Source organism: Telmatobacter bradus (assembly GCF_048629425.1).
Lineage (GTDB): Bacteria > Acidobacteriota > Terriglobia > Terriglobales > Acidobacteriaceae > Telmatobacter > Telmatobacter bradus.
In genome coordinates, this window is sequence record NZ_CP184532.1 from 4775384 (window position 1) to 4792878 (window position 17495).

The following is a 17495-nucleotide window of genomic DNA, read 5'->3' on the forward strand; positions in this document are numbered from 1 at the left end:
CAGAAAGTCCGGAGTCGGTGCGTTCTGAAACGCATCCGACCCCGGACCTGAATTCTGCCCCTGCCTGCTTAGAGCATTTTCGGAATATAGGTAGACTTTTTAAGGGGCTTGCAAGGTACCTTTTTCTTGAGGAAAAAGGTACTTAGCCTCCTGCTTTCGGTCTACAGCAATTCCGAAAATGCTGTAGAAATTACTGCGTGATGCCTAGGTCGCTCAGCACCTTCGGCTTGGACTCCTCAACCGCCAGCAGGTTGTGGCAGTTGCTGCAGTCCTGGGTAACCGTCTTGCCGTCCTTCGACGAGTGGTCGCCGTCGTGGCAACGGAAGCAGCCCGGATAGGCCATGTGGCCAATGTTGTTCGGATGCGTTCCCCAGGTGACCTTCATGTCAGGGAAGACGTTGCGGGCGTAGATGGTGTAAAGCTGCGCGCCAGCCACCTGCACCAGGTTCGCCTTCGCCTGCAGAACATCCGGCCGCTGGGCGCTGTAGAACGCCTTCAACTGCGCCGGAATCTTCGCCTTGGCCTCGTCCTGGCTGCTGTAGGTGGCCTTCAACAGCTCCAGACCTTCCTTGTGAATCCAGGGCAGATCGGTGCTGATCGCTCCATCGGCCATGGCGCGGTTCAAAGCCTCTTCCGGCGTCTGGAAGGTGTGCGAAGCGCGGTTGTGGCAATCGATGCAGTCCATCGTGCGCAGCTCGCCCTTGGGCGTGGCCCCGTTCAGCGACGAAGCGGTAAAGACCGTCTGGCTGCCATCGGCATTACGCCGTGCCACCCACGGAATCGTCTGACGGTCGCCCGTCGTGGCGATGTACTTCATCTGGTTCAGATGTACGCCGTGAATGCCGCTCAGATGCGAGAACGAATCCTCTCCGCCCAGATGCAGCACCAGCACGGTCTGCGACTGGGTGTTGGCTTCATCGTCGGCAAAGCTGGACTTGACCAGAAGCTTTTCGCCTACATACTTGGCCGGTGTATGGCAGGCCTCGCAGATCTCGCGGGCCGGACGCAGATTGGTTACAGGCGAGGGAATCGGGGTCTCATAATGCCCCGTCATCACGTCCAGCAACTGCTTGGAGCCGTTGACCTTGGCCTTGATGTAGGAATCAACACCCGAGCCAATGTGGCACTCCACGCAAGGCACATGCGAGTGCGCCGAAACCTTGTAGGCCGTGTACTCGGGGTTCATCACATGGCAACTCTGCCCGCAGAACTGCGGCGAATCCATGTACGCCGCCCCACGATAGCTGGCCGTAGCCACTATCAGCAGGTTGACGATGGTGGCCACCAGCACAATATCCAGCCCATGGCGGAACATGCGGTCGTTCAGATCCACCTTCGGATACACCGTGGGAATCTGACCGGCCTTCCGCAGCTTGTGGCGCTGCAGAAAAATACCGATGGGGATCAGAACCAGACCGAAGACAAAAAGACCGGGCATCAGGAAAAAGAAAATAATGCCCAGGTACGGATTGTCGTTCGGACGGCCAAACAACTCCACCAGCCAGTAGCCGATTGTGGTCACAGCCGCAGCCGTGGTGATCGCTCCACCCACAAGGCTGATGAGGTTGTTGCCAAAAAAAAGAGCCGGGCGCACCCAGTTTTCACGGAATTTATCGAGTATGGACACCTTGTCCCCCTAAAAGCCAAAGGTGATCGTCGAATGGTCGGCCTGTCGTCAGAAGGCCGAAAATACCACGGGGAAGTACCGCATCCTGGGGGAACCAGAAATACGGACAGTGCAGGGAAGCCTGCCATGGGGCGGCCCGCCGCGCACGACGAGCCGAATCTCACGGGTTGGGAAAGAAGTCTTTTCCTCTACTTCAACGCATGGAAGTACAGGGCAACGTCCTTCACCTGGGCATCGCTCAAGCCAGCCACCGGCTTCATCTTGCCCTTGCCACCCTTGACGGTCGCGGCAATCTGAGCAGGGGAAAGACCCTTCATCGCAGGATCGCTGACCGGCTTGATGCCCATCATCTTGGCCATACCCGGGTTCGGCGTGCCAGCAGCGCCATGACAGCTAGCGCACTTAGTCTTGTAAACCGAGGCAGCATCGGACTGAGCAAAGCTCATCCCGCCGGCAATAGCCAGCGTCAGCGCCAGCACAACGTACGAACGAATGTTCTTCATGAAACAACTCCTTGGGTTATTGCCGACCTTATCTTACTCGGCGGCGGTTTGTGGTCATCCCCGGAGCAGGCTGCGGACAGGTTTTTCCAACCGCCATGCCAACTCCAAGATAGTAGCCGAAAAACCGTGCGACAAGCCGGCGCAGAGTAAAAATCATGCGCCGGCCAGCCATGCTATTTACCTAGCGAACGGTAGTATTCGACCGAAGCCTTGATCTGATCGTCGGTCAACTTGCCTGCATAGCCCGGCATCTTGCCCGATCCTCTCTTGGTCAACTCAAGCATCAACGCCTCACTCTTCGACTTCACCGAAGGATCCGAGGCGGACCTGACATTCATTGCCTTGGCAATGCCCGGAGGGGGCGTTCCGTTGGCGCCGTGGCAATTCTCACACTTGGCCTTGTAGACACTTTCTCCCGAGGACTGCGCAAAGCCAAGCGAACCGGCCAGCACAAACATCGACATCACCACAATGAACTTTTTCATCTTACGCTCCTGTTTTATCCCCCCTCAGAGCCATTCTTTTGCTCGTACGTGCCCAAGTCCGGCTTTGAGAGTTTCAATCCGTCCGCGACTCCACCTTGCTGCAAAGAGCAACAGGGCAGCAAAAAACAGGACACAGAACGGAGCAAAAAGAGGGCGGGCCGTGGAGATTGCTCCCTCACGGTCCACCCTATTTCGTCAAAGATAGATTCCAGCTCACAATCAGAACTCGTAGTGCAGGCCGAGCGCAATGTTGTTGGCGTGGAAGTTACGCGGTGCAGTCATACCGGCCGAACCGGCGTTGATGCCGGTTGAAACCGACAATGAGCTGCAAGGCACGATGTTGGAAGAGGATGCCGTGGCCACTGAAGCCATGGTGCAGTACTGCGCGCCCGAAGTGCTGGCTTCGCTGTAGCCGAAGTAGTTGTACTCCGCCTTCCAGGTCAGGCCGGGGTGAACCGTCCAGGCAACGTTGGCGTAAGGCGTCTGGTACTTCGACTGCATTGCACCATTGACCGCGCGGGCATCGGTAAAGAACTGGCTGCCAGCCACCGAGTTGATCCGGTAACCTGCGCCGTACGTCACCTTGTCATTCGGGCTCACGGTTACGCCCGCCGTGCCGTACTGCGTGGGCGCATGTGCAAAGGAGCGGGCCCACCACTGGGTTGGCGTGCTGCTGGTGCTGCTGGTAGCACAGGTCTGCGGATTGCCCGAAGCATTCACCGAAGCCGCACCTGCAAAGTACGGGCTGGTGGTGCCTACCAGGAAACCGCTGTCCTGAGCTGCGTAACAGATGTTGGTGGCCGTGTACACGTCGTTGTACGTGTAGTCGAAGTCCACCGCAATATGCTCGTTGGGCGTCAACACACCACTGATGCTGCCGGTACGGCTGTAATCCACGTGATCGAGAGATCCGTAGACCGAAGCCAGGCCCGTGTTGCTGGTGTTGTTGTGCACTTCCTTGTCGGTGTAGGCCGCCGTGAAGATTGCCCACTTTTCCGGACGGAACTTGGTGTGCACGCGGTAGCGGCGCAGCTGACGCGGCGACATGGCAGTAAATGCGCTGTCGCTGTAGCTGGCTTCCACCGTGCCATTCACATCCCAGTTTGCATTCACACGATAGGCGGCATTGAAGACACCGGCCTGATCGCTGATGGCAAAGGTGGTACGGGTGGGAACGTTGGAACTGGAGGTGGCATAGGCCGACTGATAGCCCGTATTCAGCCCAATGTTCTTGTTGCCGTAACGGTAGGTCAGCGAGAGGTTGGTCTTGGGCGTGGCAATCCAGTTGGCCGTCACGCTATTGGTCAACTGCTCGTTGCCAAAGTAGGTGTAGGTGGCACCGAGGTACGTACCTGCAACCACGCCCGCTGTCTGCGTAGCACCTGCCGTCGTTGGCGTGGAAGTCAGCGTTCCGGTGTAGTTGATCGTCTCGTTACCGGTCGTGGTCGTCAGTTTGGTATAGCTGGGATAGTTTACCGATCCGGGCTGCGACGTAGCCGACAACGTTACTTGATCCGAAAGGCTGAAAGTGGGCGTCAACTGCCAGGCCACACCCAGGTTCGCGTTGTAAACCTCACGCTTACCCGACCCTGTTGCCGAGAAGTACTCATCGCGGGTGGTTCCGCTGAGTCCCTGTCCATTCTCGTAGTAGTTGGGCATGTTCATGGTCACCCAGCTATAGCTGGCCTGACCGTTGATGCTCAGGTTCTTGATGCTGGAAGACTGGAAGCGCAGCATTTCGGTCGGCATGGTGGTGCGGATCGGGTTCGTCCGCGTATAGTTGGTCACCACCGCGCAAGACGGATCGATGATCGGCAGGCCGCCGTTCGACGAAGGATAGAGCACCGTCGTCGAACTTGCAATGCTATTGCTGTTGCAAGCCGCCGTGCTGTACGGCGCAAAGGCCGTCGTAGTCGAGGCCGCTCCGTTACTTGACAGATCCCAGTTGCCCAGGTAGGCCGGCGTACCGTCGGCTTCCTGCGCCAGGAATCCATTCGGATCCAGCGTGAAGTAGCTGTTTTCCTTGTAACGGTGAATCCGCTGCTCGTAGGTGATGAGGGTTCTCGGGATGGGCGTCCAGTCAATCGATGCCGTGTACTCATCGGTCGAGTGGCGCTGATACTGTTCCAGCAGCGCGCTGTACTTCAGGATGCCTGCGGCGCGCGCGGGCAGCAGCGATGGACCCTGCTGGATGTTCTGCGCGTAGCCAACGTGCAGCGTGAACTTGGGCGCCAGGAACAGCGTCAGATCGGTGTCCGTCATACGGCGCACCGTGTTGGTCATCACCGAAGAGTGCTGCGGCTGCGGCCAGCTCAGGTAGGCCGACGGTGAAGAAGAGGAGCCGATGGGCACCGTGATGCCAGCCGGCAGATTCGGATTGCCCAGCAAATTGTAGTCAAAGTACTGACGGTTGCGGCGGAAGGTGCCGGTGAACGCGTAGATCTTCGACTTTTCCGCCGTCAGTTTGGCGAAGTTGTAGGGATCGCCGCCAAAGCCGGAACCGGTCAGGCGGGCATGATCGACCAGGGCATGCTTGTTGCTGGCCAGCTTGTGCAGATCGAGAGTCTCGCCACTAACGCGCGGACCTGACTGCTCGTTGACCATGGTGTCATACATGGCACCGGAGCCGACCTTGTTGGCCACCCGGCCGCCCACATCCACCGTGTGCTTTGCACTGTAACCGTCAGGGATGGAGAACTTGGTGGAAAAAGTGTTTGTATTCGCCGCCGGATCCTGCGCCAGGGCGATGCCGGCAGTCATCGGCAATGCGATGACCAGACCCGCGGCAAGAAAGCCGACGCGGATCGACCGTGCATGATGTAGCCGTGTCAAACAGCCAGTGTTCATAAAAGCCTCACTTCGTGCGTCACTTGTCGTGTCAGAAACCCGTATGCACCTCATTCACTTGCCTGCAGAGCCTGTGGCCCATGCAGGCTGACGGAAAAACCCGTCAGCGCTTGAGGAACTGATCAAGATTTGATCCATGTACCATCGTGTGGCAGTCGATGCAGGGCGTAACATCGCTCGACTGGCTCAACAAGGTGGAATTATGGACCTTGTTCGTCGCCACCAGACTGTGGCACTGGGCGCAAAGAACGTTGATCGACGGCGTATTCAGCAGGCGCGCATTCTGCGAACCGTGCGGCGTGTGGCAAGACAGACAACCCTCGCCCTTGACCGCAGCATGCTCGTAGACAAACGGTCCACGCTTCTCCATGTGGCACTTGGTGCAGACTTCGTTCTGATCGGCAGTTGACTTCAGGTTGTTTGGTCCAAAGCTTCCATGCACGTCGTGGCAGTCATTGCACGAAACCGCGCCTTCATTCACGCGATGGTGGAAGGGCATGTTGAACTGCGGCTTGACGTCGCTGTGGCACTGGAAGCAGAGCTGCGGCTGGCTGGCCTTGAGCAGGTGGTCTTCCGTGTTGCCGGCGTGCACGCTGTGGCAGCCGGTGCAACCGACATTGGCCTTGGCATGGGGCGAACGCTCAAAGTTCGGGTGCGCACCAGCATGGCAGGTCAGACACTTCGCATCCACATCCTTGGCCGAGGCCTTGGCGGGATTGAAGATCTTGGTGGTATCGCCACCGCCATCCACATGGGCCTTGCCCGGCCCGTGGCAGCTTTCGCAGCCAGCACCCTTGGTCAGGTGCTCTTCGGCCAGCTTGGCATGCTTGTTGGAGGCAAACTTCTGGGCCACTTCATCGTGACAGGTAGCGCAGGTTTCGGAACCAACGAACTGATCGCTGGCTGCTGCGGCATCCTGAGACGTCTTCTTGTCGGCAGCCGGAGCCGCCAGTGCTGCGGCGCTGAACAGTCCCAGACACAGCATCAAAAGAAAAACACGCAATCCCGTCCAACATCCCGGAATCGCACCGATTGGCATTCGCGTTACAGGCCGATTTCTAACCATGCAAAATACCGCCTTGGATGCTCTCATTGCGCCTCCTCAGCGAAACACTTTACCAGTAATTCCGTTTCTGTCCACGAATATTCTTCAAAGAAAACGAGATGGAGCGGAAACAGAACCACGGATGCACAACGTGGGAGACATGTGAGCGTGCGGAGCATCACGTTCTGCGCGGAAGCCTATGCCTTTCATCTATGCACTTACCGTGACACACATCACACGCCGAGCAGATAGAATTTCAATCAGGCATTAACTCTTTTAGAGTGACGAGGATCCAAGACGGCACTCCGTTAAAAATTCGACCCCGGAGGTCGAAAAACCGATCCTCCTCCCCGGCTTCCAACAGGTGCCAATAAAAACCTGATTTCAAATTGCTTATGGGTAAACCTCTGCAAACACCCCGCATCCTCCGGCGGGCATGCGTCGCCGCAAAAGCCTGAAACCAGCGCTCTTCTCATCTCCGCCCAAGGCGTGAGCCCGGTCACATCTTCCTTACTTTCGCTTCCGGCAAACTCAGATATAAGAACAAGTACGCCAACATACGCATCCTCCCTTCCTGATATTTCCTGGAAAGAAAGGCAGAGAGAGCGGCGTCCTTCCGATTCGCATAGGGCAAGATCATGGCAAGCATACAAAGATCAGACGAGTCATCGCTCCGGCAACGGCATGGGGCACGTTCTGTTCCTATCGGTTGTGCAGCCTGTTCGAACCGACGTCCGGGCTGGTTCTGCTCGCTCGGCAGCACTGTGTTGGCCGATCTGGAGCTAGCCACCAGCACGATTTCGTTGCCCGCTCAGGCCGCTCTGTTCCATCAGGGCGAAGAGGCACGCTGCCTCTACATGATCTGCTCCGGTTACCTGAAGCTGACGGCCGGCAACGCCCAGGATCGCCAGATGATTGTGCGGGTGGCTGGGCCGGGCTCCATGCTGGGCCTGTACGCGGTTCTCTCCCACGGGCTTTACGAGGTTTCGGCCGAATCATTGACCTCCGCCCAGTTGCGTCCAGTGGAGCGCGAACGCTTTCTTGGCTTTCTGCGCAGCCACAAAGAGGCCCAGATGCGAGCCGTGCAGTGCATCTGCCAGGAGTACCGCTTTGCCCTGCAGGATGCCTGCCGCATCTCTCTTTCCGAGACCGTGGCCGCCCGTCTGGGCCGTCTGCTGATGGAGTTTGCTCATCAGATCGGCGAGCACCTGCCGGCCGGCGAATATCGCTTCCCGCTGCTGCTGACCCATGAAGAAATGGCTTCGATGACCTGCACCACCCGCGAAACCATCACCCGCACGCTGGGCCAGTTCCGCAAAGAGGGTTGGATTTCGATCGAAGACTCGCTGCTGACCATCCACCGGCCGGAGCGGTTGCAGGCCCTGAGCTGATCTTTCCGCCCCCGGGGTCTGTTGACATACCGCAGGTGGTGCGGAACGTCAACAGCTCCCAGAAGCTTCCCCTGCTTCCATTTTCCCGATTCCTTTGTCAAAGCCCTGTGATCGGAAGGCGCTATCATAGTGCCGGGAGACGATGTCGCACATGAATCGCTTGCTTGCTTTTCTCACCGTGTTCTGCCTGGCAGGAACTTTCGTCGCCGCGCAGAGTACCGGTTCCGCTATGGCGGTGACCACCACCCAAAGCCCCGAGGTCGAACAGTTCCAGAAGATTGAAAATACTTGGTCAAAGGCCGTCAACGAACACGACCAGTACAGTCTGGAGCTGGTGCTTTCGCCGCTTTTCGTGGATGTTTCTGCCTCGGGCGACATCACCACACGCAACCAGCAGCTGGCCCAGGTCATCGTGGGCGAAGACAAAACGCTGAGCCTCGCCCAGCGAGTAGTAACGGTGCGCATGCTCGGCGACATTGCCGTGGCCAACGGAACCTATACGCTGCACCACAAGATGGGCAACGCGCAAGTGGATGAAAAGGGAATCTTTACCCACGTCTATGAACGCCTGCGCGGGGGATGGGTATGCGTCAACTCACAACGCACGGTGGTGCGCGAAGACTCTGGATCCAGGCCCAAAAAGCAGCCTGGCACCGACACTCCCTTCCATCTTCCCCTGTTCGGTAAATAAATTTCGCGGAAGAGTCTTCCGCTTCCCCTTTCAAAACTAACTTCCATTCCCGGGCTGTTGAGGCTACGCCTCCGGCCCGGTTCTTCTGTCTGCTCATGAAGATTCCACCTGAGCCGATAACGTTCCTGAATCTGGGTCTGGCCTGCGCTCCCAAATTGAAGACTGAACAGGCCACGGAAGGAATCCGACGCGCCATGAAAATCAGCTCGATAGGCACGCGCCTGGTTGTAAACACGCTACTTCTGGTTTCCATCACCTGTTCTGTCTTCGGTGTTTTCACCTGGACTTTTTTTTCTTCGCGCATCAGCAAGGACGCCCGGGAGGAATCCGGGCGCGAGTCCAGCCAGCTTCTGGCCCGTCTGGCCGCCATTGACGATCTGACCGGCCACCAGGTAGAAAGCGCCACCCGCATGCTGGAGCGGGAGAGCCAGCTCAAGGGAGCGCCCGACCTGAAGGGCAACGCCGCCCTCAATGAACAGAGCGTTCCCAACCTCATCTTCGGCAATCAGTCGCAGGTGAGCAACTACGAGATCGTCGACCGCATCCGCACGCTTGCAGGCGGGACGGCCACGCTGTTTGTTTGGGATGGAAAAAGCTTTATCCGTGTCAGCACCAATGTGCTAAAGCCGGACGGTTCCCGGGCCATCGGCACAGTGCTCGATCCCAAGGGAAAAGCATATGCGGCACTGACGCAAGGGCAGACATTCCGGGGCGTGGTCAAGATTCTGGGTGTTCCTTACACCACCTGCTACGTCCCCATGAAGGACGCGAACGGCAGGCTGGTCGGTGCGTTTTACACCGGATTCCGGCTCGACTCCCTCAGCGCCATCTACCAGAGCATCGCCGAAGCCCAGATCCTGGACCATGGTTTTGTAGCACTGGTTGAAACCAACGGAACCCCGCTGTTTCACGGCAAGCAGGTTACGGACGAGGATGTTGTCCACATCCGTCAGAATCCGTCCGGCTGGGTTGTGCAGGAAACGACCTATCCCGCCTGGGGCTATCGCGTGGTTACCGCCTATCCGAAGATGGACGTCTTTTGGAGGACGGTTGGCACGCTGGATATTTTGACTGCCGAAACCGTCATTCTGGTGGGCCTGATCCTGCTTCTGGAGTTCACCTTGATGCGCCGTCAGGTCATTCTGCCGGTGACAGAGCTGGCCAGTCACCTGGACAACGCCAACCTGAACACCGTGCTCACGGTCAAGGATGTGGGCGAAATCAGCAACCTGGCGCAGAGCTTCAACAACTTTGTGGCCCGGTTACGCAGCACACTGCTCGACGTACACGACCGGGCCCAGGCTACGCTTGAAAAATCGAATGAGATTCAGGGTATTGCCCAACTCTCGATGACCAGCATGGCGGAGCAGCGCCAGCATGCAATGTCAGCCTCGGGCGTGGTATCGCAGCTCTGCGAGGAGATTGCCAACACCTCCAGCCACACCAACGACGCCTCCGTACAGGCACGCGCTGCGGCCGAAGCTGCCCGCCAGGGCGGCGAACTGGTGGGCACCACCGCTGAGCGGATGCAATTGCTGGCCACGGACACCAAGGAAAGCTCCAACCGGGTGGCCGCACTCAGCGACCGTGTGCAGCAGATTGGCTCCATCGTCGAGGTCATCAAGGAAATTGCCGCCGGCACCAATCTGCTGGCTCTGAACGCTTCGATCGAAGCCGCCCGCGCCGGGGAACATGGGCGCGGATTCGCGGTGGTTGCCGGCGAGGTGCGCCGCCTGGCCGAACGCACGGCCCAGGCCACCCAGCAGGTGGAAGAACTGATCGCCGGCATTCAGGACGAAACCAACCGGGCCGCGGCCGACATTGACGCCGCCTGCCTGCACGCCCAGGATGGAGCCACCGCCGTTTCCAGCCTGAACCACACCTTCAGCAGCATCTCCAAGCTGGTCTTCGAGGTGGACAGCCGCATTGCCAGCATCGCCGAAGCCGCCCAGCAGGAAGCCGACTCGGCTGACTCCGCCACCTCCACCATGCTGATGGTGGCGCAAAGCGTGGCCGCCGGCGCCAGCGGAGCCGAAAAGGTTGTAGCCGTCTCCACCGAACTACGCGCCATCGGAGAAAAACTCAACGAAATCGTCGATCAGTTCCATCTGGAGGCGTGAGGGCAGCCTCCAGCTTCCAGCCTCCAGCTCATCGTGCTGCGGGATCGGCTTCGACTGAGCCTGGAACTGTTGGCGTCTATGGTGACTCATCGCACAGGGCAGCATCGAGAATTGGCTCTGTGGTTGGATCGGAAATCTTGAGTTCAATTGCAGAGAGAGAAACTGCGCACCAAACGTGGAGAAATTCAGTCTGCCCCACAAGGGGCAGAGCGAAAATAGCCAAGGGTGGACCCTGAGCGAAGTCGAAGGGGGAACCCTGGGTAGGCTGCGGGCATGGAATTCCGCCCCGGAGGGGCGGTAGGATGCGGTGGCTTAAAGCTGTTTTTTGCAGAATTTCACAGCACCCCTCCAGGGCGCTCCGTCTCTTTGGGGCAGCAAACCCCTCCCGGGGTGAAATACGAATGATTGATCAGGCCGACGCCGGGAACATCAACAACCCAAAGAACTCCGTTCCCGCACAAATCCGCTGGAAGCTAGAGGCTGGCAGCTGCCTTCCGTCTAGCCCCCTGCAGCCGGATAGAAACGTGGATCAGGCTGAGGGCAGCGGGTGTTACGCCGGGAATGCGGCTGGCCTGCCCGATGGTTCCCGGGCGCACGCGTTCCAGCTTCTCGCGCATCTCGCGGGAGAGGCCGCTGATCGTGCCGTAGTCCAGCCACTCCGGAATCGCCACCGTCTCCGCGGCCTTCAGCTTTTCAATGGATTTTTTCTGCTGATCCAGATAGCCGGCAAACTTGATCCCGGTTTCCACGGCCCGCACTTCGGCCTTGCGCGGTCCGGCCAGCACACTCTCGTCGTCCAGCCATGCGGCCAGAACCGGTTCGCGGCGCAACTCTTCGTCCAGCACAGCCAGAATCGGCTCAATGCCAACCTCGGGACGCTTGAGCAACGCCGCCCAGTTCAGTCCCGCCGTAGCCGTCAGCTCGGCCAACCCGGCCCGTTCCAGCTTTTCCGCATCCACCTTGTTTGACCGCAACAGACGGTCAAGAGCTTCGCGGCGCTCCTGCTTCTGCTCGTAGGCGGCCCAGGTTGCATCGTCGATCAGGCCGAGCTTGCGGCCATACGGCGTCAGGCGCTGGTCGGCATTGTCAATGCGCAGATGCAGCCGGAACTCGGCCCGGCTGGTGAACATGCGATAGGGCTCGTTGGTGCCCTTGGAGATCAGGTCGTCCACCAGAATGCCGGTGTAGCCCTCGCTGCGGTCGAGCGTAAACGCGGGCTCGCCCTTCACCGCCAGCGCGGCGTTGATGCCAGCCATCAAACCCTGGCAGCCAGCCTCTTCATAGCCGCTGGTGCCGTTGATCTGCCCAGCCAGAAAAAGCCCGGCGATGGACTTCACGCGCAAGGATCGGTCCAGTTCGGTTGGGTCCACGCTGTCGTACTCGATGGCGTAGCCGGGGCGCAGCATCTCGGCCTGCTCGAGGCCGGGAATCGAGCGCACAATCTGCCACTGCACCTCCATCGGTAGTGAGGTGCTCATGCCATTCACGTAGACCTCATGCGTATTCAGCCCCTCGGGTTCCAGGAAGAACTGATGCTGGGTCTTGTCGGGAAATTTGACGATCTTGTCTTCGATCGACGGGCAGTAACGCGGGCCAATCCCCTCGATCCGCCCCGAATACATGGCCGAACGATGGACGTTTTCGCGGATGATGCGCAACGTCTCGGGCGTGGTGAAGGCAATGTGGCAGCTGATCTGCGGCTGCGCAATCTTCTTGGTGCGGAAGCTGAAGGGCGTGGGCTCGGCGTCGCCCGGCTGCTCGGCAAAGGCCTCCCAGCGGATGGTGCGGCCATCCAGGCGCGGCGGTGTGCCGGTCTTGAGGCGGCAAGTCCGAAGGTCAAGAGCCCGAAGAGCCTCGCCCAGCAGAACGCTGGCTGGCTCGCCCGAGCGGCCTGCCGGGTAGCGCTCTTCACCGCAGTGAATCAGGCCATTCAGAAAGGTTCCGGTGGTGATGACGGTGGCTCCGCAGAGCATCTGGCGGCCATCGCGCAGCTGCACACCGATCACCCGCCGCGCCGGTTCTGTCACCGCATTTTCCGCGCTCTGCTCTCTGTTCTCTGTTCTCTGTTCAACCACCAGCCCCACCACCTCCGCCTGGCGGATGTGCAGGCCGGGCTGGGCCTCCAGCACCTCGCGCATGCGAATGCGGTACAACTGCTTGTCGCACTGGGCGCGAGGGCTCCAGACGGCGGGGCCGCGCGAGCTGTTGAGCAGACGGAACTGAATGCCGACGGCATCGGCCACCTCACCCATCACGCCGCCCAGCGCGTCGATCTCCCGCACCAGATGGCCCTTGGCCACGCCGCCAATCGCCGGATTGCAGCTCATCTGGGCGATCAGGTCCAGATTCATGGTGACCAGAGCGGTCTTCAGGCCCATGCGTGCGGCGGCCATGGCGGCCTCGCAGCCAGCATGGCCCGCGCCCACTACTACAATGTCGTATTGTTCGGTGAATGCCATCCGTCTCCATTGTACGAACCCACAGCTTGCTCCAGCGGAAAAAGCTGCGGGCAGATGTCAGCCCTCAGCTTTCAGTCCTCTGTTCTCTGGACTCTGGGCGGGGGGAGGGAGCGGGGGCATTCATGCCCCGAAGGAGGCAGACCGAAGGACGTGCCTTCAGGCACGGGAATTTCCTCTGCGCTCAAAATGCTCGCAGCCTGTTCAACCCGGAACGATCCCATTGGAAGTGGAAGAAAAAAGACAGTGGCAGGAGGCCTGTAAGCCGAATTCTGTCGTGTGCGGTCATTCCTCTAGACGCTGCGTTGCCGCAGGCGTTCATCAGCGACCTACCCGGAGGTTTCGGCGATAGCTCGAGCCGCCTTGGCGTGCCGGGTCGACACGCAGCACGCAGCAAGCTCTCAGCCGCGCGCATCCCTCCCTATTTGGTCTTGCTCCGTGTGGGGTTTACCATGCCCCCGAACCTTACGGTCGGGGCGGTGCGCTCTTACCGCACCTTTTCACCCTTACCTCAACGCCAGCGCACCGAAGTGCTCTGGGGACGCCCTCTTGCGAGGGGTAGTCGAGGCGGTTTGTTTTCTGTTGCACTGGCCGTCCACGAGCCTTCACAAGCCCGCGTCCCGGACGTTATCCGGCACACTACCCTGCGGAGTTCGGACTTTCCTCCCCCGGCGGAACCTGCTTGCGCAAGCCCTCCGGCAGCGACCGCCCAGCGCTCCTGCCAGTTGCTAGTGTACCGTGAATCCCGTTGCGGGGGTATTTCAAGAGGCCGCTTATTGATCGTACGCGGCAAGTACGGCGGTAATTTTCTGATGCAGATCTGGAATATCCACTTCTACTGTGTCCCAGATCATGGGGAGGCTGATGGCGAAATATCCGTGAACGATACGGTTCCTCATGCCATAGATTTGTGCCAATGGAATCGCAGGGAAGCGCCTGGAAATCGTGGAATCTACTTCCATCAGGTTGCTTGCTGCTTCCCCGATGATTTCTACATTGCGCACGACTGCGTCCTGCAGCATGGTGTTTGCGCTGAAGTCCGCAAAACTTGTTCCTTTTGTGTAGTTTTATATCTTCTCAGTCGCTTCCAGAATGTGCGCAAGAAAATCCCTGGCAGTCAGGTCTTTCTTCCTCATAAAGACATGGCCTCAGACAAAACTCTGCTGCGAAAGCGAACATTCATTTCATCGGCGGTGCGCAAATCCACCGGAACGCCCGTCTGCCGGTAAATCTTCTCCTGCAGGCGTTCCATGGCGAGCAGGCTGGCTCGCGGAGCGGGATCGACCAGCAGGTCAAGATCGCTCTCTTCCGTATCTTCCCCGCGCACCACGCTGCCAAAAACACGCGGGTTCGTCATTCCCTCTTCGAGGATCAACTGGCGGATCGTTTCGCGATGGATTCGGAGTGCCTCGGACGGCCGCATGTTTGCCTCCCGTGTAAGTCCAGTGTAACCGGGTTTCAGCCTCTTGTTTACAGATTTTCCGGCCACTGGCCAGTAACTCCCCGCGCATTTACATGGTTTTTGCAACTTGCAAAGTCTATCTATTGCGGCGGCGGAAGTTCGTTCTCCGTGCCCCAGGAGTTCAACCAAGCCACAACCTTTTCGTGTGGAATTGTTCTACCAAGCTCGGCGTCGGCCAGTCCCGCCTCAATTTCAGCATGGGCCCACGCATCGTAACCGGAATCTACCGCTGTCGTTTTGCCGATACGTGCGATCTGTGTTGCCATTCCGGGCCTCCGCTCCGGATTCATGGTACCCCGAAAACACTCGCCCGGAGCACCCTCCGTCTACAATCAGGAGAGCGATGATTGAGTACCTTTATCTTGGCCGGATTGGCTACGCCGAGGCTCTGGCGCTGCAGGAAGAGGTCGTCAACCTGCGGCAGCGCGGGCTGGTGGACAACGTGCTTTTGCTACTGGAGCACCCGCCGGTGCTTACCCTCGGCCGCAACGCCCACCGCTCCAACATTCTGGCTTCCGATGAGTTCCTGGCCAGCCGGGGCGTGACCGTGCACGAGATCAACCGGGGCGGCGACGTCACCTACCATGGTCCCGGCCAGTTGGTCGGCTACCCGATCTTCGACCTGCGCAGCCTGCACAATGACAGCGGCAGCAGGCTCGGCCCGGTGGACTTCGTGCGCCGCGTGGAAGAAGCCCTGATCCGCCTCTGCGGTCAGCACGGCCTGCCCACCTTCCGCATTCCCGGCCTCACCGGCGTCTGGTGCGCTGGCCCTGCGGGCGGCACTGCTGCGCAGGGCAATCCTTTGGACGAGAGCAACACTACAGCCAGCGGTGCGGACTCCTGCGCAGAGCACAGCAAGGACAATCCCCAGGGCGAGAAGAAGATTGCCGCCATCGGCATTCACGTCTCTCGGGGGGTCACTTCGCATGGTTTTGCCTTCAATCTGACCACCCAACTGGACGATTTCAAGCTGATCATTCCCTGCGGCATTGCCGACCACCCGGTGGCGAGCCTGGAGCAGGAGATTGCCGGACCCGTTCCAGCGCTGGAGGACTTTGCCCATCAGGCCGCACGGCAATTCGGAAAGGTTTTTGGTGAGCAGGTTCTGGCCATTGAAAACATGGACGTTCTGCGCCAGCAGGCACGCATCGCCGAGGCGCGGGCAAAATTCCCCGCCGAGGATACGGCGGCCACTCCGCCGGAGCCGCTTGAGCGCCTGCGCCAGCCCGGAGGCGGACCGGTTTCGGCCTGAGTCTCTCCACTCTTACCCGGCAAACATACACCCGGATTTATAATCCGGCAGGGAGGGTTCTGTTTTGGAGCCTCCCGAAAGGCGAAGAGGTTCCCCAATGCCTGTTGACGTGATCATGCCTCAGATGGGTGAGTCCATCGTGGAAGGCACCATTACCAAGTGGCTGAAAAAGCCCGGCGACACAGTCGCCAAAGATGAGCCACTGTTTGAGATTTCGACCGACAAGGTCGATGCCGAGATTCCCTCGCCGGTGGCTGGAACGCTGGTGGAGATCAAGGCGGGCGAAGGCGAGACGGTCGCCATCAACACCGTGGTGGCAGTGCTCTCGGGTGCCGATGCCGCCGAGCCGGTGGCCCCGGCGGCAACCACGGGAGTCGTCGAAGTGGTGATGCCGCAGATGGGTGAGTCCATCGTGGAAGGCACCATCACCAAGTGGCTGAAAAAGCCCGGCGATGCCGTAGCCAAAGACGAGCCCCTCTTTGAAATCTCCACCGACAAGGTCGATGCCGAGATTCCCTCGCCGGTGGCCGGCACGCTCACTGAGATCAAGACGCCGGAAGGCAAGACGGTCGGCATCAATACCGTGGTGGCGCTGCTGGCCAGCACCGAAGCCGTGGCCGCCGCGCAGCCTGCGCATGCGCACAGCACTCTTCCTGCTCTCACGTTGCAGACTGGCGTTCCCTTGCCGGAGGAAGTGGAGTTGGCTGGCCGACAGCTGCGTTCCTCGCCGCTGGTGCGCCGCATCGCCCGCGAAAAGCAGCTGGATCTTCGTCAGGTGTCTGGTTCCGGCCTGGGCGGACGCATCACCAAGGAAGACATTCTGCTGCACCTGAAGAACTACGGCCCGGGCAGCGCTCCGGTGCCTCCGGCAGACCTTTCGGCCCACCTGCCTGGCGAACTGGTGCCCATGACCAAGATGCGCACCATCATTGCCCAGCGCATGGTGGAGAGCAAGCGCATCGCGCCGCATGTGCACTCCGTCTACAAGGTGGACATGACGCGCATTGTGCAGCTGCGCAACCGCGAACGCGCGGCTTTTGAGAAGAAGCACGGCGTCAAGCTCACCTATATGCCGTTCATCGCGGCAGCCATGGTGGAGGCGCTGCGCAACTTCCCGATCCTGAATGCCTCCATCGAAGGCAACTCGATCCGCTACCATCGCAACATCAATCTGGGCATTGCCGTGGCGCTCGATTGGGGTCTGATTGTGCCGGTGGTCAAGCAGGCCGAGGCGCGCTCATTCTCGAATCTGGCCCGCACCATCGTCGATCTGGCCGCCCGCGCCCGCTCGAAGAAGCTGATGCCCGATGAAACCAGCGGCTCGACCTTCACGCTGACCAACTCCGGCGTCTTTGGCGGCGAGTACGGTACGCCCATCCTCAATCAGCCGGAGTCGGCGATTCTGGCCATCGGCGGCATGAGCAAGGTTCCGGCGGTGATTACCGACGCCGAAGGCAATGATTCCATCGCCATCCGCTCCCAGCAGTACTACTGCATGGGCTTCGATCATCGCCTGATCGACGGCGCGGATTCCGGCAAGTTCATGAGCCTCTTCAAGCAGATTCTGGAGAACTGGGACAAGCCGCTCGACTAGAGCATCTCTCCTGAAGGTATAG

At 59.5% G+C, this 17495-nt stretch carries 13 protein-coding genes, 1 other RNA gene and 1 pseudogene; 5 read left to right on the forward strand and 10 right to left on the reverse strand.

What is annotated here, in order from left to right; all coding sequences use genetic code 11:
• Positions 1–190: 190 nt before the first annotated feature.
• The 5 genes from ACOBR2_RS19845 to ACOBR2_RS19865 form a co-directional block, all read right to left on the reverse strand.
• A complete protein-coding gene (locus tag ACOBR2_RS19845; protein ID WP_420237815.1) occupies positions 191–1627 on the reverse strand; it encodes a cytochrome c3 family protein in 1437 nt (478 codons plus the stop codon).
• Between the two features lie 188 nt (positions 1628–1815).
• A complete protein-coding gene (locus tag ACOBR2_RS19850; protein WP_420237816.1) occupies positions 1816–2130 on the reverse strand; it encodes a c-type cytochrome in 315 nt (104 codons plus the stop codon).
• Between the two features lie 173 nt (positions 2131–2303).
• Positions 2304–2615, reverse strand: coding sequence for a c-type cytochrome (locus ACOBR2_RS19855; protein ID WP_420237817.1), 312 nt, complete (start codon positions 2613–2615; stop codon positions 2304–2306).
• Between the two features lie 219 nt (positions 2616–2834).
• Positions 2835–5462 (reverse strand): hypothetical protein, encoded by a 2628-nt coding sequence (locus ACOBR2_RS19860; protein WP_420237818.1) that lies wholly within the window; start codon positions 5460–5462, stop codon positions 2835–2837.
• Positions 5463–5565: 103 nt separating this feature from the next.
• Positions 5566–6465: a DmsE family decaheme c-type cytochrome gene (locus ACOBR2_RS19865; RefSeq protein ID WP_420237819.1), complete on the reverse strand. Its 900-nt coding sequence runs from the start codon at positions 6463–6465 to the stop codon at positions 5566–5568.
• Between the two features lie 806 nt (positions 6466–7271).
• Between ACOBR2_RS19865 and ACOBR2_RS19870 the strand changes: the two genes are divergently transcribed.
• From ACOBR2_RS19870 to ACOBR2_RS19880, 3 genes are all read left to right on the forward strand, one after another.
• Positions 7272–7898: a Crp/Fnr family transcriptional regulator gene (locus ACOBR2_RS19870; RefSeq protein ID WP_420237820.1), complete on the forward strand. Its 627-nt coding sequence runs from the start codon at positions 7272–7274 to the stop codon at positions 7896–7898.
• A 151-nt stretch (positions 7899–8049) separates the two neighbouring features.
• Complete coding sequence (locus tag ACOBR2_RS19875; protein ID WP_420237821.1) at positions 8050–8589, forward strand: nuclear transport factor 2 family protein; 540 nt, start codon at positions 8050–8052, stop codon at positions 8587–8589.
• Positions 8590–8684: 95 nt separating this feature from the next.
• Positions 8685–10709 (forward strand): Cache 3/Cache 2 fusion domain-containing protein, encoded by a 2025-nt coding sequence (locus ACOBR2_RS19880; protein ID WP_420237822.1) that lies wholly within the window; start codon positions 8685–8687, stop codon positions 10707–10709.
• A 473-nt stretch (positions 10710–11182) separates the two neighbouring features.
• On the opposite strand, the gene mnmG is transcribed toward ACOBR2_RS19880, so the two are convergent.
• From mnmG to ACOBR2_RS19905, 5 genes and pseudogenes are all read right to left on the reverse strand, one after another.
• Complete coding sequence (gene mnmG / locus ACOBR2_RS19885) at positions 11183–13168, reverse strand: tRNA uridine-5-carboxymethylaminomethyl(34) synthesis enzyme MnmG (protein WP_420237823.1); 1986 nt, start codon at positions 13166–13168, stop codon at positions 11183–11185.
• Between the two features lie 242 nt (positions 13169–13410).
• An RNA gene (rnpB, locus tag ACOBR2_RS19890) (RNase P RNA component class A) lies at positions 13411–13887 on the reverse strand.
• A 51-nt stretch (positions 13888–13938) separates the two neighbouring features.
• Positions 13939–14217 (reverse strand): annotated as a pseudogene (locus ACOBR2_RS19895) (DUF86 domain-containing protein); the annotation flags it as partial.
• A gap of 80 nt (positions 14218–14297) precedes the next feature.
• The gene (locus ACOBR2_RS19900) at positions 14298–14588 is read right to left on the reverse strand and encodes a nucleotidyltransferase family protein (protein ID WP_420237824.1); all 291 of its coding nucleotides are present in this window, start codon (positions 14586–14588) and stop codon (positions 14298–14300) included.
• A 119-nt stretch (positions 14589–14707) separates the two neighbouring features.
• Entirely contained in the window at positions 14708–14893 is a 186-nt protein-coding gene (locus ACOBR2_RS19905) for a hypothetical protein (protein WP_420237825.1), read from the reverse strand.
• Between the two features lie 77 nt (positions 14894–14970).
• Here ACOBR2_RS19905 and lipB point away from each other — a divergent pair, with 77 nt between their 5' ends.
• Together lipB and ACOBR2_RS19915 are read left to right on the forward strand one after the other, a co-directional pair.
• Positions 14971–15879: a lipoyl(octanoyl) transferase LipB gene (gene lipB, locus ACOBR2_RS19910; RefSeq protein WP_420237826.1), complete on the forward strand. Its 909-nt coding sequence runs from the start codon at positions 14971–14973 to the stop codon at positions 15877–15879.
• A gap of 97 nt (positions 15880–15976) precedes the next feature.
• A complete protein-coding gene (locus ACOBR2_RS19915; RefSeq protein WP_420237827.1) occupies positions 15977–17473 on the forward strand; it encodes a 2-oxo acid dehydrogenase subunit E2 in 1497 nt (498 codons plus the stop codon).
• The last annotated feature ends 22 nt before the right edge of the window (positions 17474–17495 follow it).